Genomic DNA, 23,558 nt, shown 5'->3' on the forward strand with positions numbered 1-23,558 from the left:
AACTCGTCGTTAAAACGTAGAGAAACTGCAATCCTGGCTTTTCGCTGAACGACGTTACTTCTTCCATTGAAATGAGTTCCTTCATTACTTTCACTCCTGACTTTTCCACCATTCAGGTTTTACCTATTCCATTCCCTCGCCGGCAGCCTTTTCAAACAACAGCGCACCATTTTGAAGCCAAGTCGAATCAGTTGTCTAATAAAATCAATCGCGGTATCCTTTTAGTATATATACCCGCAGGGGTATAAAATAATGAAGGCATCACAGCAAATTTGCATGAGGAAAGGAGCCCATATGAAAGACCTTTGGACGGCTTTGTGACCATCTCAAAAATTTGCGTTCCTGGCAGGAATCGCGTTTCTGTTATTCCTTATTATTACTCAGTATTAACGGCTTAATTCGATAAAAAATGTTTTATATGCATCAATGAGGGAAATTTACCAAAAGAATGAGTACTTAAAAGAGAGGAGCAATACACATGTTTGATTACACAGTAGAAACAAGCAAGAGCAAGGACGAAGCAGTCCGGGACCTGGAAGCGAACTTGAAAGACGAGAAATTCGGGGTGCTTTGGAATTTCGATTTGACGGCAAAGCTTCAGGAAAAAGGAACTGATTTCAGTACACCTTATACGATACTTGAAGTCTGCAACCCGCAGGAAGCGAACCGCGTTCTGTCGGAAGATCTAATGGTCGGCTATTTCCTTCCATGTAAAATTGTTGTCTACGAAGAGGGCGGCACTACGAAAATCGGCATGCCGAAGCCAAGCGCACTGATTCAGATGGTTGAAAATGATTCGATCAAAGAAATCGCGGTGGATATTGAGAAAAGATTGATCGGCTGCATCGATAAGACCGTTTAAGATAAATTTTTTTAACGGCCCATATACCCCCTATGGTAATAAATGAATCAAAGGCAAGGAGGAATTGTATATGACAGTAGAATCCGTATCACCCAAGAAAGTTGCCCGTCAGGTTTTTAACAATGAACCCATTTATGTATTGGATGTCCGCAGCCCAGAGGAAGCGGAAGACTGGAAAATTGAAGGCGATCACGTTCAATTTATCAATATACCATTCAAAGAGTTGAGTAATTCCGACTCATCCGACCTGAAAGAACTGCCGGAGAATCAGACACTGTATACGGTTTGCGGGAAAGGGAATACTTCACAGAAAGCTGCCGCATTCCTGCAGGAAAATGGTTTCGATAATGTGTACTCGATCGAAGGCGGTATGGCTGCCTGGAGTGAACAGCTTGAAACAGTCAAAATCGGCGAAGTGGCCGGCGGTGCGCTTTATCAATTCGTGCGCCTGGGCAAAGGCTGCCTGTCTTATTTGATCGAATCTGACGGAGAGGCCGCCATTGTCGATGCCAGCCGCATGACAGAATCCTATGAAGAATTCGCCCGGGAAAAAGGGCTGAAAATCACGCATGTAATCGATACGCATTTGCATGCCGATCATATTTCAGGCGGTAAAAAGCTGGCGGATTCAGCGGATGCCACCTACTATCTACCGCCGGACGATGCAGAAGAAGTCGTTTTCGATTTTGAACCGATAACAGACGGCATGAAACTGGAAGTCGGCAGTGCGGTGATCGAAGCCGTATACTCTCCGGGGCATACGATCGGCAGCACAACTTTCGTTGTCGACAATAAATACCTGCTGACCGGTGATATTCTGTTTGTTGAATCCATCGGTCGTCCGGATCTTGCCGGTAAGGCGGGAGACTGGGCTGATGATCTTTATGAGACCCTGTATGACCGTTATAAAAAGTTAGCGGATGATCTGCTTGTGCTTCCGGCCCATTACGCGGACGTCAGCGAATTGAACGAAGATGGCAGTGTTTCCGAAAAATTGTCTGTCCTGTATCAGAACAATGAAGGCTTGCAGATTAACGATGAAGAAAAATTTATCAAACGGGTGACGGAAGATCTGAAAGATCAGCCGAATGCTTACGAAGAAATACGGCAGACCAATATGGGCAAAATCCATCCGCCGCTTGAAGAAGCGAAGGAAATGGAGACCGGTCCGAATAACTGCGCAGTATAATAGAAGAAAAGGATAATCCTTGACCGTGGAAATGTTTAGTCCTAAACTGGGCACAGGTCAACGGATTATCCATTTTACTTCTCAGTTCAATTACTTGAATTTATACCCTGAGGGGTATATAATTGGGTTATAGTATTAATAAAGAGATCAACAAGGAGGCAAGAAAAAGATGGAATACGACAAACAAGTCCAGAATCGCTTAAAGCGGATTGAAGGCCAGCTGAAAGGTGTGCTTCGCATGGTGGAGGAAAATGACGACTGCCGTGATGTAGTTACACAATTGTCTGCTGTAAGAAGTGCAGTGGATCGGGCTATCGGGGTCATCGTCAGCGAAAACTTGGAACAATGTGTGCGTGAAAGCCTTGAAAACGGTGAAAGCACAGACAATCTCGTAAAAGATGCAGTCAGCCTTCTTGTGAAAAGCCGATAAAAAAATTCGTCAAACTTATGGGTTGACGAGTTTTTATCTCGGATGTTAGTATACCCCTATAGGTATTTTACTTCTCTGTTGCTCAAGCCGGTGCGTTTTTTATTTTTTGACTTTTATATACCCCGGAGGGTATATTATCAAGGGGGATACAAGCAATTGGAACAGAAAAAGACAACGAACATCATATTATTCAGTGGAGATTACGATAAAGCAATGGCTGCTTATATTATTGCAAACGGAGCAGCGGCTTATGATCATGAAGTGACGATCTTCCACACATTCTGGGGATTGAATGCATTACGGAAAGAAAATCCGCCAGCAGTGAAAAAAACACGCCTTGAAAAAATGTTTGCCAAAATGATGCCGCGCGGTGCGGACAACCTTGGCTTATCCAATATGAATATGGGCGGTATGGGTCCGAAAATGATCAAACAGGTCATTCAAAAGCATAACGCAATGACAATGCCGCAATTGATCGAAATGGCAGAGGAACAGGATATCAATCTTGTAGCATGTACGATGACAATGGACCTTCTTGGATTGAAACAGGAAGAACTGCTCGATGGTGTGACGTATGCAGGAGTAGCCGCTTACCTGGCGGATGCTGAAGACGGCAACGTAAACTTGTTCATTTAACAGAAGGAAAGAGGGAAAACATGGATACTTGGTTGACAATTTTAATCGGAGCAGTAATCGTCTTTATCGGTTATCGCGCAATGTCACCGGCAAAAGGTGTAAAATCCATTTCCACAGACGAATTGAAAACACAATTGAAGAAGAAAGATAAGCAATTCATCGATGTTCGGACGCCTGGCGAGTTCAAAGCCAACCGCATCAAGGAATTTAAAAACATTCCATTGAATGAATTGCCTGGACGGGTCAGCGAACTCGACGCAAATAAAGAAACCTATGTTATTTGCCAGAGCGGCATGCGAAGCAGCAAAGCGGCTGCCATCCTGAACAAAAATGGTTTTACTGATGTGATCAACGTAAGAGGCGGCATGGGAAGCTACCGCGCTTAATTTGAAGGAGGAATAACGAATGAAAACAATGACTGCACAAGAAGTACAAGAATATATGAATAACAATAAAGCTGTTTCAATTATTGATGTCCGGGAAACAGAAGAAGTGAAGGCAGGGAAAATTCCCGGTGCTGTGAATATTCCTTTAGGGCTTATCGAGTTCCGCCTGCAGGATATCGACAAATCTCAGGAACACATTATGGTATGCCGCTCAGGAAGCCGCAGCGGAATGGCGACAAATATTCTTGCTGGCCGTGGCTACAATGTAATCAATATGGACGGCGGTATGATGGCCTGGGACGGACCGACTGAATAAAAAAACCAATATTTTTTTAACAATAAATATACCCCAGGGGGTAATTAGGAGGAAATTAAATGATTCAAACAGATAAATTACTGGATGCAAAAGGGCTTGCTTGCCCAATGCCGATTGTACGCACAAAGAAAGCGATGACTGAACTCGAGCCGGGCCAGGTTATTGAAGTGCAGGCAACTGACAAAGGGTCCTTGGCTGACATCAAAGCCTGGGCGAAGAGCAGCGGCAACCAATACCTCGGAACATTTGAAGAAGGAGATGTGCTGAAGCATTATTTGCGCAAAGCGGATCAGTCAGAAGAAAAAGAAGAAGTGCAATTTCCGCATACAGTGACAAACGCTGAATTGAAAGAACAGATGGGCCGCGACGATGTAGTCGTACTTGATGTCCGTGAACCGGCTGAATACGCATTTGGCCACATCGAAGGCGCAATTTCCATTCCGCTTGGCGAGCTGGAAAACCGTGCAGAGGAATTGGATGCTGAAAAAGAAGTGATCGTCATTTGCCGCACAGGCAACCGCAGTGATTTCGCAGCAAAACAATTGGCGCACAAAGGCTTCGGACGCGTAAAAAATGCAGTAGAAGGCATGAGCCAATGGGACGGCGAAACAGAACAAAACAACGCATAAGCATATATTGAAAAACAATTTAACTGGAGGAATTATAAAATGGCAGGTAAAACAGCAATCATCGCATCAAACGGAACATTATTCGATGCTTATAAAGTATACAATATCGCAACAGCAGCAGCGGCAAGTGATCACGAAGTGGCAATCTTCTTTACATTCGAAGGATTGAACTTGATCAATAAAGAAGCATATGGCCAATTGCCGCTGCCTGAAGGCAAGGAACAAATTGCTGAAGGATTCGCAAAAGGAAATGTACCGGCAATCCCGGAACTGGTTGAAATGGCGCAGGAACTTGATGTGAAATTCATCGGCTGCCAAATGACAATGGATTTATTCGGCCTCGAAAAAGAAGCTTTCGTCGATGGCATTGATGTTGGCGGAGCAGTCACATTCCTTGAATTCGCAAAAGACGCAGACGTTACATTAACTTTCTAATCTCTTAAAAATACAACGAAAAATATACTGACGGAGGTATTTAAATTGACTGTAAAAGCAATGACAGCAAAAGAAGTAGCACGCAAAGTAATAGAAAATCAGCCTTTATTTATCCTTGATGTCCGCAACGGCGACGCTTTCGCCGACTGGAAAATCGAAGGCGGCAACATTCAGTATCTGAATACACCTTATTTTGATTTATTGGACGGTGTCGAAGAAGTGGTTTCAGAACTTCCGAAAGACAGAGACATTCTTGTCGTTTGCGCGAAAGAAGGATCTTCTGTCATGGTGGCGGAAATGCTTGATGAAGAAGGCGTCGACGCGGCGTACCTTGAAGGCGGCATGAAAGCGTGGAGTGAACACCTGGAACCAGTGAAAGTCGGCGATTTGAAAAATGGCGGGGAATTGTATCAATTCGTACGCATCGGAAAAGGATGCCTTTCTTACATGGCAATCTCAGACGGTGAAGCCGCTATTATCGATGCAACACGCATGACTGATATCTTCTTGGATTTCGCGCAGGAAAAAGGTGCTAAGATCAAGCACGTATTCGATACGCACCTGCACGCAGACCACATTTCCGGAGGACGCCAGATCGCTGAAGCAACAGGCGCAACGTATTACTTGCCGCCGGCTGACGCTGAAGAAGTGGTATTCGACTATGCGGAATTGGTCAATGGACTGGAAGTGGCTATCGGCGACGCGAAAATTGAAATCGAAGCATTATACTCACCGGGGCATACAATCGGTTCAACATCATTCATCGTTGACGACCAATACTTGATGACAGGCGACATCCTGTTCATCGATTCCATTGGACGCCCTGACCTTGCAGGCCTTGCTGAAGACTGGGTAGGCGACCTTCGTGAATCACTTTACAGCCGCTATGCGGAACTCGCTGATGAACTTGTCGTTTTACCGGCTCACTTCATGATCATGGATGAGTTAAATGAGGACGGAAGCGTCGCGAAAAAATTGGGCGACCTTTTCAAAGAAAACCACGGATTGAATATCGAAGATGAGCAGGAATTCCGCGACATGGTAACGAAAAACCTGCCGCCGCAGCCAAACGCTTATCAGGACATCCGCAAAACAAACATGGGTAAAATCACGCTTGACGAAGAAGTTCAGCGTGAAATGGAAATCGGGCCAAACCGTTGTGCGGTTCGTTAATAAAGAAAAAATTGTTTAAAAGTCGCTTCGGCGCTTTGGACAAGGCTCCCGCAATAAGCCGAGAAAATCGCTCGTCTTATTGCTCCGTCGGCATTCGCCTGCTCCTGAGGCGCGCCGGCGCTAAGAAATAGCTTAGATATGCAGCAAAACAGCGTAGACGCCTGCGGGACCAGCGAAGTGGCGAGATCCACTCGGGCGAAGTGAAACGAGACCGAGTTAGCTCGACGCAAGCCCGCGGCAAGCGAAGCTGTTTTGCGGAATATCGATTATTAATTCAAATTAATTAAAACCTAAAGGAGAGATTTTGATGAACGCAGATAAAGTACTAGACGCAAAAGGCTTGGCTTGCCCAATGCCGATCGTGAAAACAAGAAAAGAAATGAAAGACATGGAGTCAGGACAAATCCTGGAAATCCTTGCGACTGACAAAGGAGCAATAGCTGACATGACTGCCTGGGCAAAATCAGGCGGCCACGAACTATTGGAGATTGAAGAAGCGGGCGACGTCCTTAAATTCTGGATCAAGAAAGGCTAAGAGTTGCAAGAGGGTATCGCTGTGATACCCTTTTCGCTTTTGGAAGAGGTGACAAAAGATGAGTTTTGATTTTATTATCGTCATTTTCCTGATCGGCTTCATCGGTTCCTTCATCTCCGGAATGGTCGGAATCGGCGGATCGATCATCAAATACCCGATGCTGCTGTATATTCCGGTCATGTTCGGCTACACGGCGTTCAGCGCCCATGAAGTATCCGGCATCAGCGCCATCCAGGTATTTTTCGCCACAATCGCCGGTGTTTGGGCGTACCGTGGCAGCGGTTATCTGAATAAAACCCTGATCACTTATATGGGGGGAGCTATCCTGGTCGGGAGTTTCATCGGCGGCTACGGCTCGACGCTTCTTTCGGAGGCTGCCATCAATTTTGTCTATGCTATTTTGGCGACCATTGCGGTTGTCATGATGTTCCTGCCGAAAAAAGGTGTCGATGACATCCCGCTTGATCAGGTGACGTTCAATAGATGGCTGGCGGCTGGCTTGGCGTTCATCGTCGGAATTGCAGCCGGCATCGTCGGAGCAGCAGGTGCTTTCATCCTGGTGCCGATCATGCTGGTCGTCTTGAAAATCCCGACGCGGATGACGATTGCGACTTCCCTCGCCATCACATTCATTTCGTCCATCGGGTCGACTTTCGGTAAAATCGTTACAGACCAGATCCTTTATGGTCCCGCGGCAGTCATGATTGTGGCAAGTATCATCGCCGCACCGCTTGGCGCCAAACTTGGCCAGAAGATGAACACGAAATACCTCCAATGGATATTGGCGCTGCTGATCCTCGGCACAGCCATTAAAATTTGGGTGGATATTCTATAAAAATAAAACCAGTATCGGCGGATTGGAGCCGATACTGGTTTTATTTGTGTTCATATTTAACAACTTATAAATTTGTTTGCGCAGAATTGATTTTATTTGCGGTGAATCAGTTTTATTTGCGCAGATTCAGAGTTGTTTGCACAGATTGGAATTTACTTGCGCAGTGATAATTTTCCGCTTCAGAAATGGTATTTTTCCGACCCCGACCGAAAAGGCAGTCACCCCACACTGTTCATATATTCCGATTCAACATACGCAGGCCGTTCAGGATCACGAGGATCGTACTGCCTTCATGGCCGACGACGCCGATGGGAATTGTGATGGACTGCATGAAGTTCAGGATCAGCAGCACAATGATGACGCTGACTGAGAAAACGATGTTCTGTTTGATGATGCGCTGCATTTTTCGTGCCATCCGGATGGAATAGGCGATGCGGGTCAAGTCATTTTTCATCAGGATAACGTCAGCTGTCTCGAGTGCGACGTCGGTGCCTTCGCCCATTGCGATGCCAGTCGTGGCAATGGCAAGCGCCGGCGCGTCATTGATGCCGTCGCCGATCATGGCGACATATTGATGCTCGGTCAGCAGTTTTTTCAGTTCTTCGACTTTATCGCCAGGCATGCAGCTGCCGATATAAGCGTCCATGCCGCTTTCTTCGGCAATGGCTTTAGCGGTTTTCTTGTTGTCTCCGGTCAGCATGATGCAGTAGATGCCAGCTTTCTGCAGGTTCTCAATCGTCGCTTTTGCGTCTTCCCGAACCGTGTCTTTCAGCGAAATGGCGGCTGCGATGCCTTTGCTGTCGCGGACGAAGGTCACTGTCTTCCCTTCATCGGCCCAGCGGTTCAGTACACCGCCCTGAAACTCTTCCGCATCGTGAAGGTTGACAAAGTCGGGTTTACCGATCAAAATTTCTTCACCGTCAATTACCGATTTCAATCCATTGCCGGGCACATCGGTGATCTGCAGATTTCTCAATGGTTCTATGCCTTTTGCTTGAATAAATTCAGTGATCGCCTTGGCAAGCGGATGGTTCGACTGCATTTCGATGCCGGAGATGATGGCCATCAGCCGGTCATTGTCGATATCTTTCCGCAGTGAAAAATCAGTGACTTCCGGTCGTCCGCGCGTAATGGTGCCGGTTTTATCGAAAGCGATGGCACGAATTTCACCAAGGTTCTGGAGATGGACGCCACCTTTGAAGATGATGCCGCTTTTCGCGCCGTTTGAAATGGCCGCCAGCGTTGCCGGCATGATCGATGCGACCAATGCGCATGGTGAAGCCACAACCAGAAAGAGGATGGCACGGTAAATAGTCGTGTTCCAATCCCAGCCGATCAAATAATGCGGCAGAAACAATAAAAGGATGAATACAATCAAAGCGATATTTACATATCGACCTTCGAAACGTTCGACGAATTGCTGGGAAGGCGGTTTTTCGCTGTGTGCCGACTGTACAAGATCAATGATTTTCTGTACCAGCGTTTCAGAATTCGGCTTGGTCATTTCCATTGTAATAGCGCCGCTCATATTAACCGTAGAAGCGAACAGTTCATCTTCTATATCTTTGGAAACCGGCACCGATTCCCCGCTGATGGCGGATTCATCAACTACCGTATGGCCGATCAGCAAACGGCCGTCTGCCGGAATGCGTTCCCCCGGTTTGACGACAAGCCGGTCACCCGGCTGCAGGGAAGAAACAGATACGCGGGTCGTGTCACCGTCTTTCAAGAGCCACGCTTCTTCCGGCTGGATCTGCATCAATGCCGAAACTTCCTTGCGGCTTTTATTCATGGTATAGGTTTCAAGTGCGCCGCTGAGGGAGAAGATGAAAATCAGGATGGCGCCTTCCGTCCAGTAGCCGATTAGGGATGCGCCGATTGCAGCCAGCACCATCAATAATTCCACGTTCGGCTTCCGGTTTTCGATCGTCTTGCGGATGCCGTATTTCGCTTTAGCATAACCGCCGATCAAAAAAGCCGCCAGATAGGTGATGACCGACCACAATTCGATGGACTGGGTTTCAAGAATATAAGCAATGATGATCAAAACACCGGACAAGATGGCAGCGATCAGTTCAATATGCGTTCTCCAATTCCTCATGGGCTCATCTCCCTTTACATTAATTATAGATCTTTTTGCTGATGGAAAGTATTGGATTGTCTTGCAATAAATTTAAAGGTTCAACCAGCATTCGACTTCGAATTTTCAGTTCTTTACAGCGTCCGCATTATATGTGGTACGATGAAAAATGTTCAAATTATAGAGGTTCGCGAAATCCCTCTTAAAAAAACTAAGGAGATGTTTTGAATGAATAATGAAAAAGCGGTCGTCGTATTCAGTGGCGGCCAGGACAGTACCACCTGTCTTTTTTGGGCATTATCAAAATTTAAGGAAGTTACCACCGTTACGTTCGATTACGGACAGCGCCATGCCGTGGAAATAGAGCATGCGCGAAAGATTGCTGAAGAATTGGAAGTTCCGTTTAAAGTGCTGGATATGCAATTGATCAATCAATTGTCTGCCAACGCGCTTACACGTGACGAAATTCCGATCAGCGAAGAAGAAGGGGAACTGCCTTCCACTTTTGTGCCGGGGAGAAATCATCTGTTCCTGTCATTTGCAGCTGTTCATGCACATACAATCGGGGCACAGCACATCATTACCGGTGTGAGCCAAACGGATTTCAGCGGCTACCCCGACTGTCGTGACACGTTCATCAAATCGCTTAATGTAACACTGAATCTGGCGATGGATGCTCAATTCGTCATTCATACGCCGCTTATGTGGCGCGATAAGAAACAGGTGTGGGAGCTTTCTGACCGATTCGGGGCACTCGAATTTGTGCAGGAAAAAACGGTCACCTGCTATAACGGAGTACCAAGCAGCGGCTGCGGGGAATGTCCGGCATGCCAGTTGAGAAATGACGGTCTGGAAGCTTATCTGGCAGAAAAGACCGGCGGTGCAGCGCAATGATGCAGCAATTTTATCCATCAGTCCCGCATGCCTACCGATTTGAATTGAATAAAGATATGAACTTCTCAGCAGCGCATTTCATTCCGCATGCGGAAGCAGGGAAATGTCAGGCGGTGCACGGACATACGTATTTTGTAAATGTAACGGTGGCTGGAAATGAACTTGATGCTTCTGATTTTTTAATAGATTTCAAATTGCTGAAAGACGCAATCCATAAAAAGTATGACCATTCGATATTGAACGATCATCCCGAATTCAACGGGAAATTCCCGACCACGGAACGGCTGGCGGAACAGATTTGGCAGTCGATTGATGGAATCCTTAAAACCCGAGACAATAAACCGGCTTGTCTTCAGGTCATTGTCAGAGAAACACCGACGAGTTACGTGATTTACCGGCCGGAACAGGGGTGGCTGCGATGAAGATTCCTGTAATGGAAGTATTCGGTCCGACAATACAAGGGGAAGGAATGGTCATCGGCCAAAAAACGATGTTTGTCCGGACTGCCGGCTGTGATTATTCGTGTTCATGGTGCGATTCCAGTTTCACATGGGACGGTACGGGCAAAAGCTTTTCCCGGCAGCCACAGGAGATCATCGAAGAATTGAAAGGGATCGGCGGAAGCCGCTTTTCCCATGTCACCATTTCGGGTGGGAATCCGCTGCTCCACAAGGGAATCGGAGAGCTGATCCGGCTTTGTCATGTGGAAGGCTGGAAAGTGGCGGTGGAGACACAAGCGACATTCTGGCAGGACTGGCTGCTGGAAGTGGATGATATTACACTTTCACCGAAGCCGCCAAGCTCAGGCATGGTTACTGATTTTGAGAAGCTCGATGCTTACATGGAAAAGCTGAAGGATTCGAATGCCAGTTTGAAAATCGTGATTTTCGATGAAATGGATTTTGAATTTGCCGGGCAGGTCCATCTCCGCTATCCTGCGGTGCCATTTTTTCTGCAGGTGGGAAATGACGATATTACCTCTACAGACGATGTCCGTCTGGTATCGGGTTTATTGGAGCGCTATGAATGGCTGATCGATCTCAGCACGAATTCCACCATCATGAATGATGTGAAAGTGCTGCCTCAGCTCCATGCTTTGGTATGGGGAAATAAACGCGGTGTCTGAAACAGAAAAAAGGAGTGTCTGCCATTTTGACAGACACTCCTTTTGTGATTGGATTCATCAACATACCGAATCATTGGATTTTGGCACCGACAGTCCGAACAGCGGACGGAGGTACAGCGCGAGGAATGTGCCGGCAAGCGCCAGGATCCCCCAGATATAACCGTGCAGGCTGAACGATGCGATGCCGCCGAAATAGGCACCGATGTTGCAGCCGAACGCAAGGCGGGCGCCGTAGCCCATCAGCAAGCCGCCGATTACAGAAGCGGCGAAATTGCCTGCAGTGACTTGTGTGAATTTGAACAAGCCGCCGGCAGCGGAAGCGATGAACGCGCCAAGGATAACACCGAAATTCAAGACGGTAGTGGAGTCGGCGAAAATGGAAGCTTCAAGTGAAGCGGCATTGGCGCCTTGCCAATAACCCCAGCTTGCCACGTCGACACCAAATGCGCCTGCAATTTTTGAACCCCAAAGGGCGAAAGCGGATGTGATGCCCCAAGGCGTGCCGCGTGTCATCAATGTCAGCGCATTAAGCAGCGCCAAAGCGATTGCCGCAGCGAATAATGGCCAAGAACCGCGAAGGATCCGGTGCCAGCCTTTTGCAGATGGAACCGGCGCCATTTTCGGCGCTTTGCGTTTCTTCTCGATAATCAGTGTAATCCATGCAATCACAACGAAGAAGATGATCGATACAAGCCATGCGCCGCCATAGCCCAGACCCGTGGAAGTGGCAAGGGAGTAAGGCTCGAACGCAGGCATTTCTTCTGTCCAGAACGGCAAGTGGTATGCGCCGATTGTTGCGCCGACGATAAAGAACAGCAGCGTCACGAACATGACGGTGCGTCCGCCGCCGATTGCGTAAAGTGTGCCGGAAGCACAGCCGCCGCCGAGCTGCATGCCGATCCCGAAGAGGAACGCGCCAACAACAAGGCTGACGCCGACAGGTGAAACGTATCCCGCAACCGGACCGCCGAAAAAGGTGGTGCCGTATGCAAGTATCGGTGCGAACAGTGAGACTGCCACTGCCAGCATCAGCATATGGGAGCGCATCGCTTGGCCATTGCCGACTGCCGCTATGCGGCGGAACGCTGAGGTGAAACCGAAGCGTGCATGGAATAAAGTGTAGCCAAGCAGCAGGCCGATCACGAGAAGCATGGACTGTGAAATATGCTGGGTGGCGAGCAGATAAACGAGTAAAAGAAATCCGACAATTATTCCGCCGGCAATCAATGCTTTTTGCGGATCATTCAGGGCAAGACTGTCTCTTGCAATCGGACCTTTTGTGTCGTTGACAGGTTGAACTTGTGTAGTGGTCAAATTTATAACATCCTTTTCCTATTAATTTAGTCGGGAATATTTTTCTATGATAATGTTTCTGGAAATTCAAGTCAACTCTTTGAGCTTCCGGCAAGAGAAAGCTTATTGGAACGGTATTGTATGAGAGGTTTCTCCCATTCCTTACGAGAAGGCGAATGGCTCGTCTTAATTCGTTTGGATTTATTGCAAGGCTAATTCCTTGATTGTATTGAACGTCTGTTGAATAATTACTACAGCATAATCTTATTTTCATTTGAATGAAATGAGGAAATAAATAGAAGTTGAGGTGCAATGGATGAAGAAATTTTGGATGACTGCAATTTTGCTGAGCCTCGCCATCGTTTTGGCGGCTTGCGGAAGCGCAGAAGAAGAAAACACAGAGCAAGCAACAGAAAGCTCAGAGGAAGCCTTTACAATCGGCGTTATTCCGGCTCAGACTGAAGGGGAAATGGAAGAAGCGATGAACAAGCTCCAGAATTATTTGAGTGAAGAGCTGGATCGTGAAGTGAAACTGGATGTTTATCCGAATTATAACGGTGTGGTGGAAGCGATGAATTACGACAAGATCGATATGGCATATCTTGGGCCATTGACTTTCGTAATCGCGAATGCCAACAGCAACGCGCAGGCGATTATTACATCATTGGTGGACGGCGAACCTTTCTACCGTTCATACATCATTACACATGCCGATAATCCATGGAATTCTCTTGAAGATTTGCTGGAAAATCCGAAGGAAATCGATTTTGCTTTCGGTGATCCGAACTCCACTTCGGGTTCATTGATTCCGTCCATTGAACTGAAGGACCGCGGTGTTTATGAATCACAGCAGGAAAATGAATTCAATTCCGTGCGCAACACAAGTTCACACGATGCCACTGCTTTGTCGGTTCTGAACAAGCAAGTGGATGCCGGTGCGATCGACAGCGCGATTTACAATCAATTGGTGGAATCAGGAAAAATCGATGGCGAACAAATTAAGACGATCTGGGAATCGGAAGAATTATTCCAATATCCGTGGGCAGTCCGTGAAAGCATCGACGAAGAAACGGTTGACAAGCTGCAGGAAGCATTCCTTGCGATAGAAGATCAGGTCATCCTGGATGCCTTCGGTGCTTCAGGTTTTACTGAAGCCACTACGGAAGATTATGAAAGCATCAGACAGGCAGCGATCAAAGAAGGCATTATCGAAGAATAAAGATGAAACGTATAGCGGTTATAAAAAAACGGTTATAATATAGTTCGTATAGAAAAAGGAGGATGTCACATGGTTAAAACAATCACGGCAGAAGATTATGCAAATCTTGTTGAAAACAATGAAAGACCGGCAGTCCTGAATTTCGGATCGAATGGTTGAGGGCCTTGCGCCCAATTGGGACCGGTGGTCTCAAACGTTGCTGAACAGGTTGATTCAGTAGATTTTTATAAAGTGGTTGTCAGCGAGGCTCCAGAGTTGGCAGAGCAATTCGGCATTATGAGCATCCCGACTTTAGTGCTCGTTAAAAACGGGAAAGAAGTAAAACGTTCTGTCGGCTTTATGCCGGAAGAACCGTTGAAGGAATTTGCACTAACGTAACTTCCATAAAAATAGCGCCTCCAGCGTCAGTCTCACGAAGCAATTCGCGGACTGTCAGCTGGAGGCGCTTTTTTTTTGACAGAAAACAGGTTAAGAGTTTTTTATTTCGAGGCGTTTTAAGCGAGTTGGGAATAAAAGCGGGGAAGTTGGGAGTATTCTGGCCTAAGTTGGGAGTAAACCGAAGGAAGTTGGGAGTATTCAGGGTAAAGTTGGGAGTAAACGAAAAAATATGTATTAAGCCTAAAAAAGCTTGCGCCCAAATTGAAGGGAGCAAGCTTTTCATACATTATTCGGTTTCCAGTACAGCAAACTCATATCCCTGCTCTTTAATGGCAGCAATCAGCTGCGGCAGGACTTTGACTGTTTGGCTTAACTCATGCAATAAAATAATGGCCCCGTCTTCCAGATGGTCGACGATATTCGCTATAATCTGGTCCGGCTCGTCTTTCAGCTCCCAGTCCATCGAAGCGATGCGCCACATGACGGTTTTGAGCTTCAGCTCATTGGCTGCGCGAAGCGTATCATCATTGAACTGCCCATAGGGTGGACGGAAGAAGGCCACTGGTCTGCCGGTGATGCGTTCAAGAGTATCTACACTATTTTTCAGTTCATCGTATTGCTGCTGCTGTGTCATTCGGTCAGCCAAGTTCCTGTGGTTTACGGTATGGGTGCCGATTTGATGGCCTTCAGCCAAGACCCGTTTCCACGGCCTTTCCTTGTGCAGAAGGCGTGTCTGCCAGAAGAAAACCGCGGGTGTCCCGGTTGCCTTCAATACATCAAGTATGTCAGGCAGGACCCTGCTTGGACCATCGTCAAAAGTGAGAATAACGGTTTTCCTGTCCGCGCTCCGGTTCGGAACAGAGGCCAGGATTTCCGGATTTTGAGAGTCGTACACGACCCTGGACGAATTGACTGCTCATGGACTTTTTCTCATCAAAATCACCTTCCTTAAGACGATTGTATCAAATCTGGAAGAACAGGTTCTGCTGTTCAGCCTCGTAAGTTTCTTCATATTCAGTGCTCGTGAAGTCCTGGGGCTTGCCGTCAAAAATCAATTCGCCGTCTTTCAGGGCGATGATCCGCGTTGCATAGCGTTTGGCAAGTTCAATATCATGCACATTGATGATGGTCAATAAACCCAGTCGTTCATGAATCTCCTGCAATAAGGAGAAAATTCGGTTCGAAGTTCCAGGATCCAGGCTGGCCACCGGTTCGTCACCCAGAAGAATTCGCGGATGCTGAACTAATGCGCGTGCAATGCCGACACGCTGTTTTTGGCCGCCGCTCAAATTTTCGACACGGCGGTTTTCCATTTCCGTCAATCCGACTTCCGCGATGATGCGTTTCGCTTCCTGGATCTCTTCCGATGTGAACCAGCCGATCAGGTTTTTAAACGTGGAGCGGTAACCGAAGCGGCCGGTCAGCACATTTTGCAGTACGCTCATGCGGGGGATCAGGTTGAAATGCTGAAACACCATCCCCATTTCACGCCGGGTCTGGCGCAGCTCTTCTTTTTGAAACGACATCGGTGTGCCGTCAAAATGGATTTCGCCTTCCGTCGGCTGCTGCAGGCCGTTGATGCAGCGGATGAATGTCGACTTTCCGGCGCCGCTTTTTCCGAGAACGCAGACAAACTCGTCTTTTTCAAAAGACAAATTGAGCTGGTTAAGGGCATTGTCTTTCATTCCCGGGTACCGGACGGATACTTTTTTCAGTTCAAGCATTTTCATGCCTCCTTTAGATAACGCGATTCCGGACAAAACTGCCGAGCGAGTCGACAAGAATGACCATGACCATGATGATCAGGACATCGAGCGACACAGATGAATAATTGAACGTATTGAAATCATTGAACAGACGCTGGCCGATACCGCCGCCGCCGATGAATCCCAATATCAATGAAGTGCGGATCGCCACTTCGAAGCGATAGAAAAAGTTGGACAGGACATTCGGCCAGATCTGGGGAAGGATGCTGAAGAGTGAAGCGACCCAGCGTTTTGCGCCGACCGCTTTCATCGCTTCCTGGGGTCCGGTATCCGCCGCTTCGATCAGCTCGGAAATCAGTTTGCCCATGACGCCGATGTTATGGAATGTAATCGCCAGCACTGCCGGGAATGGCCCGAGCCCGAGTGTAGTCAGAAGAATCAAACCAAAAACGATTTCCGGTACAGAGCGCACAAAACTGAGTGCCACCCGGAAAAAGTGAAACACAGGCTTGGAATGTGCTGTATTCCGCGCGGCAAGGAAACTCAGCGGCAAACCGATGATCAGCCCAAGGAAGCTGCCGAGAAACGCCATCGCCAAAGTGGCCAGGGTATCTTCGAGCATACCAGGCAAGCGTGTGAAATCCATCGGGAACCATTGCGACAGGAAGTCGATCATATTCCGGAAATCCCGGAATTTCGTCAGATCGAACTCAGTCAGGCGCATGCTGATGAATATCGCCACAACCAATAAAGCGTATATTACTAAACTCCTCTTTTTAAACCACATCAAAATCAACTCTATTCTTTGGTGATGCCGCTACGGCTTATCATATTGCCTGTAATTTTAAAACAAGGACTCGTTGCGAGTCCTTGTTTTTATTGTACAGTCTTTCACGCTTTTAATTAGATAACTTTAATGCGTCCCGCATTGTCTTCGGTAACTTCTCCGATAATCGAAGAGTGGACGCCGCTGCTCTGAAGGTCGCGCTGCAATGCATCCGCTTCTGCTTCAGGAACAGAAATCAGCAATCCGCCGGAAGTTACAGCGTCACAAAGGATGAGCTGATCGATTTTGCTGATATTGTCCGCGTAATCGATATCAGATGCAAGCCATTTGTGGTTTTTATGCGTGCCTCCTGGAATGATGTTCTGTTCAGCAAGCTCCTTGGCTCTCGCCAGGACAGGGACCTCATCATTGTAAATCGTGACGCCTGTGCTGCTGCCTTTCGCGATTTCCATCGTGTGGCCAAGAAGGCCGAAGCCGGTGATATCCGTGCAGGCATTGACGGTATAGTTCTCCATTGCTTCAGCCGCTTTTTTATTCAGCGTGGCCATAACTTCCATCACTTCTGCAAGATCGTCTTTTTCAAGCAAATCCTGCTTGATGGCCGTCGTAAGGATGCCGACGCCGATCGGTTTGGTCAAAATCAAGCGGTCGCCCGGCTTCGCTCCTGCGTTCGCGCGGATGCGGTCAGGGTGAATCGTGCCGGTAACGGATAATCCGAATTTCGGCTCCTGGTCGTCGATTGAATGCCCGCCGACCAAAGTGGCGCCGGATTCTTTCACTTTATCGGAAGCTCCGGCGAGGATGTCTGCCAGGATACTCTTATCCAATGTGTTGATCGGGAACGCCACGATATTCATGACAGTCAGCGGCTTGCCGCCCATTGCGTAAACGTCGCTCAATGAGTTGGCTGCGCCGATTTGTCCGAACATATAAGGGTCATCGACGATTGGTGTGAAAAAGTCCAAAGTTTGGACAAGTGCCACATCGTCGCTGATTTTATAAACGCCGGCATCGTCGGCTGTATCCAGTCCGACCAGTAAATTAGGGTTTTCTGCATTTCTCGGTAAATGACGCAGAACCTGCGCCAGGTCCTCAGGACCAATTTTGCATCCTCAACCACCTTTCGATGATAAAGAAGTCAATTTAACCATATCTTTTTCAGTCATTAGGATCGCCTCTTTTCTATATTAAGTAATGTCCTGCTGTGTTATTGAAGTATAAATTTTCAGCAAGGCTTCCGCTTCGAAGGAAGGGGAATGGTGAGCGGCCGCATATTGTTTCGCCTGCATGCCGATGCGTTGCCTTGCTTCGTTATTATTAATCAGCTCGGCTGCGTAATCAAGGAATTGCTTTTGGTCATTATACAAATACCCGGTTTTTCCATTTTCAACCATTCCTTTGTTGCCGGGAACGTTGGAAACCAGAACCGGTTTACCGTAACCCATCGCTTCCAGAATCGCGGCGGGCTGCCCTTCTGAATGGGAAGTATTGAGCACGACGTCTGCATTTTCGAAAACAGCACCCATTTCTGCATGGGGAATTTCACCGATATACGTCAGCCAGCCGGCATGTTGTTCCGCCAGAGCGAGCACGATGTCCGCTTCCGCTTGTTCGAGAATCGGGCCAGCCAGCCACAGGCGAATGTTCGGAATCGCTTCATGCAGTTTGGCGAGAACATTGATGGCAAAAGGGATATTCTTCACCTTTCGGATGCCAGCCGGCAATACGAATAAAAAAGTACCCGCTTTTTTTTCAAGCTGTGAATGGTTCGCGGGAGAAAAATCACTCGTACCTTGCGCAATCGCGAAGACTTTCCCCTCGAATTGCGGCGCTTCCTGCAGCACTGTGTTTTTGGCGGCTTCATCAAAAACATGGATTGCAGCTGCGTCTTCCAGCGTGCTGAGCACTCCAGGCCGTTTTTCAGGATTGAAGAGATCAGCATTCAAATCGGTGCCGGTCATCGTGATGATATAAGATTTCGGTTTTTGATCGAGCTGCTGCAGAAACTGATGGAAGTAATAGGCGTGAAAGCCATGCACCAGATCGGCTTCGGGCAATGTGTTGGCGCGGTTTTCTCCTGTAATTGAAACAATTTCAGTACATACACCAATTTTCTCCAAATTCGCTGCAATTCTTCGCACCGTCACGGTGTTGCCCCGCGGCTGTGGATAATTCGGCGCGGCCAATACTATTTTCATCGTCAGTTCAATCCTTTTGCGTTTTGGCGTATAGAATCAGCCAGGGATTAAATGTCTCCACTTAATTATCCTGAAACTAGTGTATTTTGTCATCTTTAACCACTTGCTAATTTTTTATTTCAATAAAATCTTTGAGAATTGGGCGGAACGCACGCAAGAGGGTGTTAATCGCACGCAAGCAGACCCTAATCGCACGCAAATTTCCGCCAGGCTACTTTATTATAGAAAAAGCCGCCGAATTGGCGGCTTTTGTTACAAATTAAAAGTTTAGCTTACTAATTTTAATTTGCCTGAATTTAAATGGTTCTATGTCCAGACTCCAACGGCCAACTCCTCGAGTCGTAAGCCACTCCGTGTCTAGTCTCCAGTGCCTAGCTCTTCGGGATATAAGTCAAATCAGCTACGTGGCAAAAGACGCCACTACGCTGATTCGTCTTATACCTGTCAGAGCTGAACAGGCACTTCCGCTTTTCGAGACTGCATGGCTGAAAAGACGCCATTTCGCCAAATCGTCTTACGCTTTTCGGAGCTGAGCGGCCGTTTCCGCTTTTCTATCTTCTATGTATTGGCGGGATCGTGTGGGAATCGAACCCACCGGACCTGGCACGCAGGTCCCTCAGGGTTTTGAAGACCCAGGAAGACACCAGTCACTCATCCAACCCCATAATCTGTAAGCGATTTTAATTGTATAGGGAAACTTGGAGAATCGCAAGAACGGAGATTGGAACGCTGTGCTTGAAACCCGCCTGATGGAAGCTTAAAGTTAAGATATGATCAAACAGAGAAGTCGGGTGAGCAAATGGAGAAGACATATTACACGATCGGCATGGCCGGTCACATCGACCATGGCAAAACGGCGCTGACGAAAGCGCTGACGAATGTGGACACGGACCGTTTAAAGGAAGAGAAAGAGCGGGGCATTTCCATTGAACCGGGGTACGCACCGTTCGAGACGGAAGACGGGACGCAATTATCGATCATTGATGTGCCGGGGCACGAACGGTTTATCCGCCAGATGATTGCCGGGGTTGCCGGAATCGATTTGGTGGTTCTTGTCATAGCGGCAGATGAAGGTGTCATGCCGCAAACTGAGGAGCACTTGGAGATTCTTCAATTTCTGGGGGTTGAACATTGCATCGTGGCCATCACGAAAATTGACCGTGTCGATGACATCATGCTGGAACTCGTAAAGGAAGATATTCAGGAACGGCTAGAAGGAACGATTTTTGACGGCGCGCCGTATGTGCTGGTCGACAGCTTGTCGGGAACTGGCGTCGATCAATTGAAATCCACCATTATCGATAGCCTGAAAGCAGTAAAATTCCGTGACGCCTATGGTTCATTCCGTTTGCCGATTGACCAGGTGTTTACGGTCCAAGGGCAAGGGACGGTTGTCCGCGGAACAATCTATGAAGGGGCAGTCCAAAAAGGGGCACAGCTGACTTTATTGCCAAAAGGGCTGAAAGTGAAAGCACGCCAGATCCAAGTTCATCACGAAGAGCGGGAAGAAGCGCGGGCAGGGCAGCGGACAGCGGTCAACCTGGGCGGAATCGATAAAACCGAGGTATTCCGCGGGGATGTGCTGGTGGCATCCGACCATTTTCTGGTGACTGACACCATTGATATCGTATTGAATCTTACCGGCGGCTCATTCACGCCGCTCAAGCAGCGGGCACCGGTGAAAGTGCATGTGGGAACTTCGGAAGTGATGGGGAAAATCGTCTTTTTTGACCGCAATGAACTGGAGCAGACCGATGAAGAAGTGATGTGCCAGATCCGGCTTGATGAAGAAATCGTGGTCCGGCGCGGCGACCGATTCATCCTGCGGCGGCCGACGCCGGTTGAAACACTTGGCGGCGGCTGGGTGATCCAGCCGAAAGGCGGCAAATACCGTTTCGGTACGGAAACGATTGAGATGCTGCGGAATGTCATGAAAGGGACACCAACAGATCTTGTGGAAGAAGCGCTGGCGAAAAATATCCTGCTGGATTTAAAGCAGCTGATCCAGCAAACTTCACTGGATGAACTGGTCCTGAAAGAAACGATTGCGGCAGGTTTGGAGAATGGCAGCCTGCTGGAAACGGGTTCGCAGAAATTCACCCTGGCGAAAACTTTTTCAAAGATCACAGGGGAATTCGTAGAGCGCGTTGAAACCTATCATACAGACTTTCCGATGAGACCCGGCATGAGCAAGGCGGAATTGAGCCAGTCGCTGAGTGCCGGTTATCCGAAGCCTTTCATTGAGTACAGCCTGAACCGATTGACTGATCAAGGAGACCTGAAGAAAGTCGGGCAGTTTATCGCGCTCGGCACTTTCGAACCGCATTTGCCGAAGCAGTGGAAGGTGCGGATGGAAGGGATCATTGCCGCACTTGAAAAGGACGGCATCCAAGTGAAGAAATGGGAGCAGTACTTTGAAGGCTCGCCGCTGCCGAAAAGCGAAATTTCGGATTTGACGTTGTATTTATTGGAAATGAAACAGATTTACCCGCTGCAGGAGGATACGATGATTCACCGCAGCGCAGTTGAAGAGGCTGCAGCCAGACTCAAGCAGAATACAGAAGCGGCATTCGATTTGAAGGAAGCCAAAGATTCGCTGGATTTATCAAGGAAATACCTGATTCCATTATTGGAACTGTTCGATTCGCTTGGAATCACCGAGCGCGCTGAAGACCAGCGCCGCTGGACCGGAAAATAGCGCAGAAGGGAGTGTGATGGCAATGAAAATCGTAATCGAGTTTTGCATGCAATGAAATTACGCACCCAAAGCCGCAAGTTTTGCGGAACAATTATTCAGCCATTTCAAGCCCGACATCGAAGCGCTTGAACTCGTCCCGAGTTCCGGCGGCGCATTCGAAATCACAGTGGATGGAACAAAAATCCACTCGAAATTGGAAACGAGGCAGTACCCGGAGCTCAGTGAAATCATCCGGATCATTGAAAAATAGCTTACCAACACGGCAGATGGAGGATTTGCGATGAAGCAATATTTGCGCCTATTACCGCCCGTCCATGAATTGCAGAAAGACAGGCGTTTTGAAGAATTTTTAACTTCTTTCGGGCTGACTGCCGAACAGGGTACGAAGTACATCCAGCAGGAATTGGGTGTGCTGCGTGAAAATCTGCTTGCGGGAAAATCGGATGTATCGCCTGCTGAGGAAAAGTTCAGCGAACTGATTTTCAGCAACGCCAGGGAAAAAGCAGCTGAATGGAATGAAGACCGGCTCTTGCGTGTCATCAACGGGACCGGCACGGTGCTGCACACCAATCTGGGACGTTCGCGCCTGAGCAAACGGGCAGTCGAACACGTCACACGGGCAGCGCGTGATTACTCCAATCTGGAATATCGGATCGCCGAAGGAAAGCGCGGTTCGCGCCATGACATCCTGGAAGACCTGATCAAACAGGCGACAGGGGCAGAAGCGGCTATGGTCGTGAACAATAACGCTGCGGCAGTGTTTATGATTTTAAGCGCATTGGCGAAACGGAAAGAAGTCATTGTATCCCGCGGCCAGCTTGTAGAAATCGGCGGATCGTTCCGGGTTTCTTCCATTATGGAAGAAAGCGGGGCGCACCTTCGTGAAGTCGGCACGACCAATAAAACGCATTTATTCGATTATGAAGACGCGATTAATGAAGAGACAGCGATGATCATGAAAGTCCATACCAGCAATTTCTTCATGTCGGGCTTTACAGCAACGGTTGAAACCGAAGAGTTGGTGGAATTGAAGAATCGCTACGAGGAGCTGGTGTTTTATGAAGACCTCGGCAGCGGCGCGCTGTATGACTTCCAAAAGCACGGTATCGGCAGCGAACCGCATGTGCGGGATGTGATTGCTGCAGGAGCGGATCTCGTCAGCTTCAGCGGTGACAAATTGCTTGGCGGCCCGCAAGCCGGTATCATCGCCGGCACTAAAGAGCTGATCGGCAAGCTCAAAAAACATCAGCTGGCGCGCGTGCTGCGTGTCGATAAAATGACATTCGCCGCATTGGAAGAAACGCTGAAAGCCTATGTGGCTGGTGGGGATGCCGTAAAAGAAATTCCGACCGTCCGGGATATTATGCGAAATTCAGATGACATTAAGCGGCAGGCAGGGAGTTTTATCACAGCACTGGAATCACGCACGGGTGATTACAATGTGGATTTGCTGAAGGGGGTTTCACAAATCGGCGGCGGCACCATGCCGGAAGTCGAAATTCCGACATACCTGGCGGCGATCAGCCATGATGGGATGCCGGCGCAGCAACTGGCGAAGCGTCTCAGAGAAAATCGTCCGCCGGTCATTGCGAGAATCCAAGATGAAAAAGTGTGTGTCGACTTCCGGACGGTCCGTGAAGATGAAATGGACGAAGTCATACAGGCATTCATTGCTATTGCGGCAGAAGAATAAAAAGAACCCCGGTCAGCTCACACTGAAAAACAGTGGAGTGACCGGGGTTTTTTAAACGCA

The 23,558-nt window shown here is 48.0% G+C and carries 24 protein-coding genes, 1 tRNA gene, 2 pseudogenes and 1 riboswitch; of the genes and pseudogenes, 19 read left to right on the top strand and 8 right to left on the bottom strand.

Annotation, left to right across the window (positions count from 1 at the left end; genetic code table 11):
* Positions 1 to 478: 478 nt before the first annotated feature.
* The 11 genes from CXF70_RS08270 to CXF70_RS08320 all read left to right on the top strand — a co-directional run bounded on the left by CXF70_RS08270 (position 479) and on the right by CXF70_RS08320 (position 7,426).
* A complete protein-coding gene (locus CXF70_RS08270) occupies positions 479 to 862 on the top strand; it encodes a DUF302 domain-containing protein (RefSeq protein WP_101802241.1) in 384 nt (127 codons plus the stop codon).
* A gap of 70 nt (positions 863 to 932) precedes the next feature.
* On the top strand, positions 933 to 2,051 hold the full coding sequence (locus CXF70_RS08275) for an MBL fold metallo-hydrolase (protein WP_101802242.1): 1,119 nt from the start codon (positions 933 to 935) through the stop codon (positions 2,049 to 2,051).
* A gap of 169 nt (positions 2,052 to 2,220) precedes the next feature.
* Positions 2,221 to 2,481 (top strand): metal-sensitive transcriptional regulator, encoded by a 261-nt coding sequence (locus CXF70_RS08280; protein ID WP_084243837.1) that lies wholly within the window; start codon positions 2,221 to 2,223, stop codon positions 2,479 to 2,481.
* A 156-nt stretch (positions 2,482 to 2,637) separates the two neighbouring features.
* The gene (locus CXF70_RS08285) at positions 2,638 to 3,117 is read left to right on the top strand and encodes a DsrE/DsrF/DrsH-like family protein (protein ID WP_084243838.1); all 480 of its coding nucleotides are present in this window, start codon (positions 2,638 to 2,640) and stop codon (positions 3,115 to 3,117) included.
* A 20-nt stretch (positions 3,118 to 3,137) separates the two neighbouring features.
* Positions 3,138 to 3,503, top strand: coding sequence for a rhodanese-like domain-containing protein (locus tag CXF70_RS08290; RefSeq protein WP_101802244.1), 366 nt, complete (start codon positions 3,138 to 3,140; stop codon positions 3,501 to 3,503).
* 19 nt (positions 3,504 to 3,522) lie between these two features.
* Positions 3,523 to 3,819: a rhodanese-like domain-containing protein gene (locus CXF70_RS08295; RefSeq protein WP_101802245.1), complete on the top strand. Its 297-nt coding sequence runs from the start codon at positions 3,523 to 3,525 to the stop codon at positions 3,817 to 3,819.
* Positions 3,820 to 3,878: 59 nt separating this feature from the next.
* Positions 3,879 to 4,448, top strand: a complete 570-nt coding sequence (locus tag CXF70_RS08300; RefSeq protein ID WP_101802246.1) for a sulfurtransferase TusA family protein — start codon at positions 3,879 to 3,881, stop codon at positions 4,446 to 4,448.
* 39 nt (positions 4,449 to 4,487) lie between these two features.
* A complete protein-coding gene (locus CXF70_RS08305) occupies positions 4,488 to 4,883 on the top strand; it encodes a DsrE/DsrF/DrsH-like family protein (protein WP_101802247.1) in 396 nt (131 codons plus the stop codon).
* A gap of 45 nt (positions 4,884 to 4,928) precedes the next feature.
* Positions 4,929 to 6,056, top strand: coding sequence for an MBL fold metallo-hydrolase (locus CXF70_RS08310; RefSeq protein WP_101802248.1), 1,128 nt, complete (start codon positions 4,929 to 4,931; stop codon positions 6,054 to 6,056).
* A gap of 307 nt (positions 6,057 to 6,363) precedes the next feature.
* Positions 6,364 to 6,591: a sulfurtransferase TusA family protein gene (locus CXF70_RS08315; RefSeq protein WP_101802249.1), complete on the top strand. Its 228-nt coding sequence runs from the start codon at positions 6,364 to 6,366 to the stop codon at positions 6,589 to 6,591.
* A gap of 58 nt (positions 6,592 to 6,649) precedes the next feature.
* Entirely contained in the window at positions 6,650 to 7,426 is a 777-nt protein-coding gene (locus CXF70_RS08320; protein WP_101802250.1) for a sulfite exporter TauE/SafE family protein, read from the top strand.
* Positions 7,427 to 7,658: 232 nt separating this feature from the next.
* Here CXF70_RS08320 and CXF70_RS08325 read toward each other — a convergent pair whose 3' ends face one another.
* Positions 7,659 to 9,527 carry a heavy metal translocating P-type ATPase gene (locus tag CXF70_RS08325; RefSeq protein WP_101802251.1) on the bottom strand — a complete coding sequence of 623 codons (1,869 nt, stop codon included), beginning with the start codon at positions 9,525 to 9,527 and terminating at the stop codon, positions 7,659 to 7,661.
* 156 nt (positions 9,528 to 9,683) lie between these two features.
* Positions 9,684 to 9,727, top strand: a riboswitch (PreQ1 riboswitch).
* Between the two features lie 7 nt (positions 9,728 to 9,734).
* Between CXF70_RS08325 and queC the strand changes: the two genes are divergently transcribed.
* The 3 genes from queC to queE are packed head-to-tail and all read left to right on the top strand — an operon-like array spanning position 9,735 to position 11,526.
* Positions 9,735 to 10,400: a 7-cyano-7-deazaguanine synthase QueC gene (queC, locus tag CXF70_RS08330; protein ID WP_101802252.1), complete on the top strand. Its 666-nt coding sequence runs from the start codon at positions 9,735 to 9,737 to the stop codon at positions 10,398 to 10,400.
* Positions 10,397 to 10,822, top strand: a complete 426-nt coding sequence (gene queD / locus CXF70_RS08335; protein ID WP_101802253.1) for a 6-carboxytetrahydropterin synthase QueD — start codon at positions 10,397 to 10,399, stop codon at positions 10,820 to 10,822. Before queC ends, queD begins: the two co-directional genes overlap by 4 nt.
* Positions 10,819 to 11,526 (top strand): 7-carboxy-7-deazaguanine synthase QueE, encoded by a 708-nt coding sequence (gene queE, locus CXF70_RS08340; protein WP_101802254.1) that lies wholly within the window; start codon positions 10,819 to 10,821, stop codon positions 11,524 to 11,526. The genes queD and queE overlap by 4 nt, the downstream gene beginning before the upstream one ends.
* Positions 11,527 to 11,583: 57 nt before the next feature.
* On the opposite strand, the gene CXF70_RS08345 is transcribed toward queE, so the two are convergent.
* Entirely contained in the window at positions 11,584 to 12,840 is a 1,257-nt protein-coding gene (locus CXF70_RS08345) for a YeeE/YedE family protein (RefSeq protein ID WP_101802255.1), read from the bottom strand.
* 295 nt (positions 12,841 to 13,135) lie between these two features.
* Here CXF70_RS08345 and phnD point away from each other — a divergent pair, with 295 nt between their 5' ends.
* Both phnD and CXF70_RS08355 read left to right on the top strand, forming a co-directional pair.
* On the top strand, positions 13,136 to 14,038 hold the full coding sequence (phnD, locus tag CXF70_RS08350) for a phosphate/phosphite/phosphonate ABC transporter substrate-binding protein (protein ID WP_101802256.1): 903 nt from the start codon (positions 13,136 to 13,138) through the stop codon (positions 14,036 to 14,038).
* A gap of 171 nt (positions 14,039 to 14,209) precedes the next feature.
* A pseudogene (locus CXF70_RS08355) lies at positions 14,210 to 14,416 on the top strand (thioredoxin domain-containing protein); the annotation flags it as partial.
* Positions 14,417 to 14,702: 286 nt separating this feature from the next.
* On the opposite strand, the gene CXF70_RS08360 reads toward CXF70_RS08355, so the two are convergent.
* The 6 genes from CXF70_RS08360 to CXF70_RS18145 form a co-directional block, all read right to left on the bottom strand.
* A complete protein-coding gene (locus CXF70_RS08360) occupies positions 14,703 to 15,311 on the bottom strand; it encodes a polysaccharide deacetylase family protein (protein ID WP_233208581.1) in 609 nt (202 codons plus the stop codon).
* Between the two features lie 67 nt (positions 15,312 to 15,378).
* Positions 15,379 to 16,140 (bottom strand): phosphonate ABC transporter ATP-binding protein, encoded by a 762-nt coding sequence (gene phnC / locus CXF70_RS08365; RefSeq protein WP_101802258.1) that lies wholly within the window; start codon positions 16,138 to 16,140, stop codon positions 15,379 to 15,381.
* Between the two features lie 13 nt (positions 16,141 to 16,153).
* On the bottom strand, positions 16,154 to 16,909 hold the full coding sequence (phnE, locus tag CXF70_RS08370) for a phosphonate ABC transporter, permease protein PhnE (protein WP_084243855.1): 756 nt from the start codon (positions 16,907 to 16,909) through the stop codon (positions 16,154 to 16,156).
* A gap of 116 nt (positions 16,910 to 17,025) precedes the next feature.
* A complete protein-coding gene (gene selD, locus CXF70_RS08375; RefSeq protein ID WP_199172809.1) occupies positions 17,026 to 18,075 on the bottom strand; it encodes a selenide, water dikinase SelD in 1,050 nt (349 codons plus the stop codon).
* Positions 18,076 to 18,096: 21 nt separating this feature from the next.
* Positions 18,097 to 19,107: a glycosyltransferase gene (locus CXF70_RS08380; RefSeq protein WP_199172810.1), complete on the bottom strand. Its 1,011-nt coding sequence runs from the start codon at positions 19,105 to 19,107 to the stop codon at positions 18,097 to 18,099.
* 566 nt (positions 19,108 to 19,673) lie between these two features.
* Positions 19,674 to 19,770, bottom strand: a tRNA-Sec gene (locus CXF70_RS18145).
* A gap of 136 nt (positions 19,771 to 19,906) precedes the next feature.
* Here CXF70_RS18145 and selB point away from each other — a divergent pair.
* The 3 genes and pseudogenes from selB (at position 19,907) to selA (ending at position 23,498) form a co-directional block, all read left to right on the top strand.
* Complete coding sequence (gene selB / locus CXF70_RS08385; protein WP_101802260.1) at positions 19,907 to 21,805, top strand: selenocysteine-specific translation elongation factor; 1,899 nt, start codon at positions 19,907 to 19,909, stop codon at positions 21,803 to 21,805.
* A gap of 67 nt (positions 21,806 to 21,872) precedes the next feature.
* Positions 21,873 to 22,055 (top strand): annotated as a pseudogene (locus CXF70_RS18560) (Rdx family protein); the annotation flags it as partial.
* A gap of 30 nt (positions 22,056 to 22,085) precedes the next feature.
* On the top strand, positions 22,086 to 23,498 hold the full coding sequence (gene selA / locus CXF70_RS08395) for an L-seryl-tRNA(Sec) selenium transferase (RefSeq protein WP_101802262.1): 1,413 nt from the start codon (positions 22,086 to 22,088) through the stop codon (positions 23,496 to 23,498).
* The last annotated feature ends 60 nt before the right edge of the window (positions 23,499 to 23,558 follow it).

This window comes from Planomicrobium sp. MB-3u-38, assembly GCF_002836425.1.
GTDB classification, from domain to species: domain Bacteria; phylum Bacillota; class Bacilli; order Bacillales_A; family Planococcaceae; genus Planococcus; species Planococcus okeanokoites.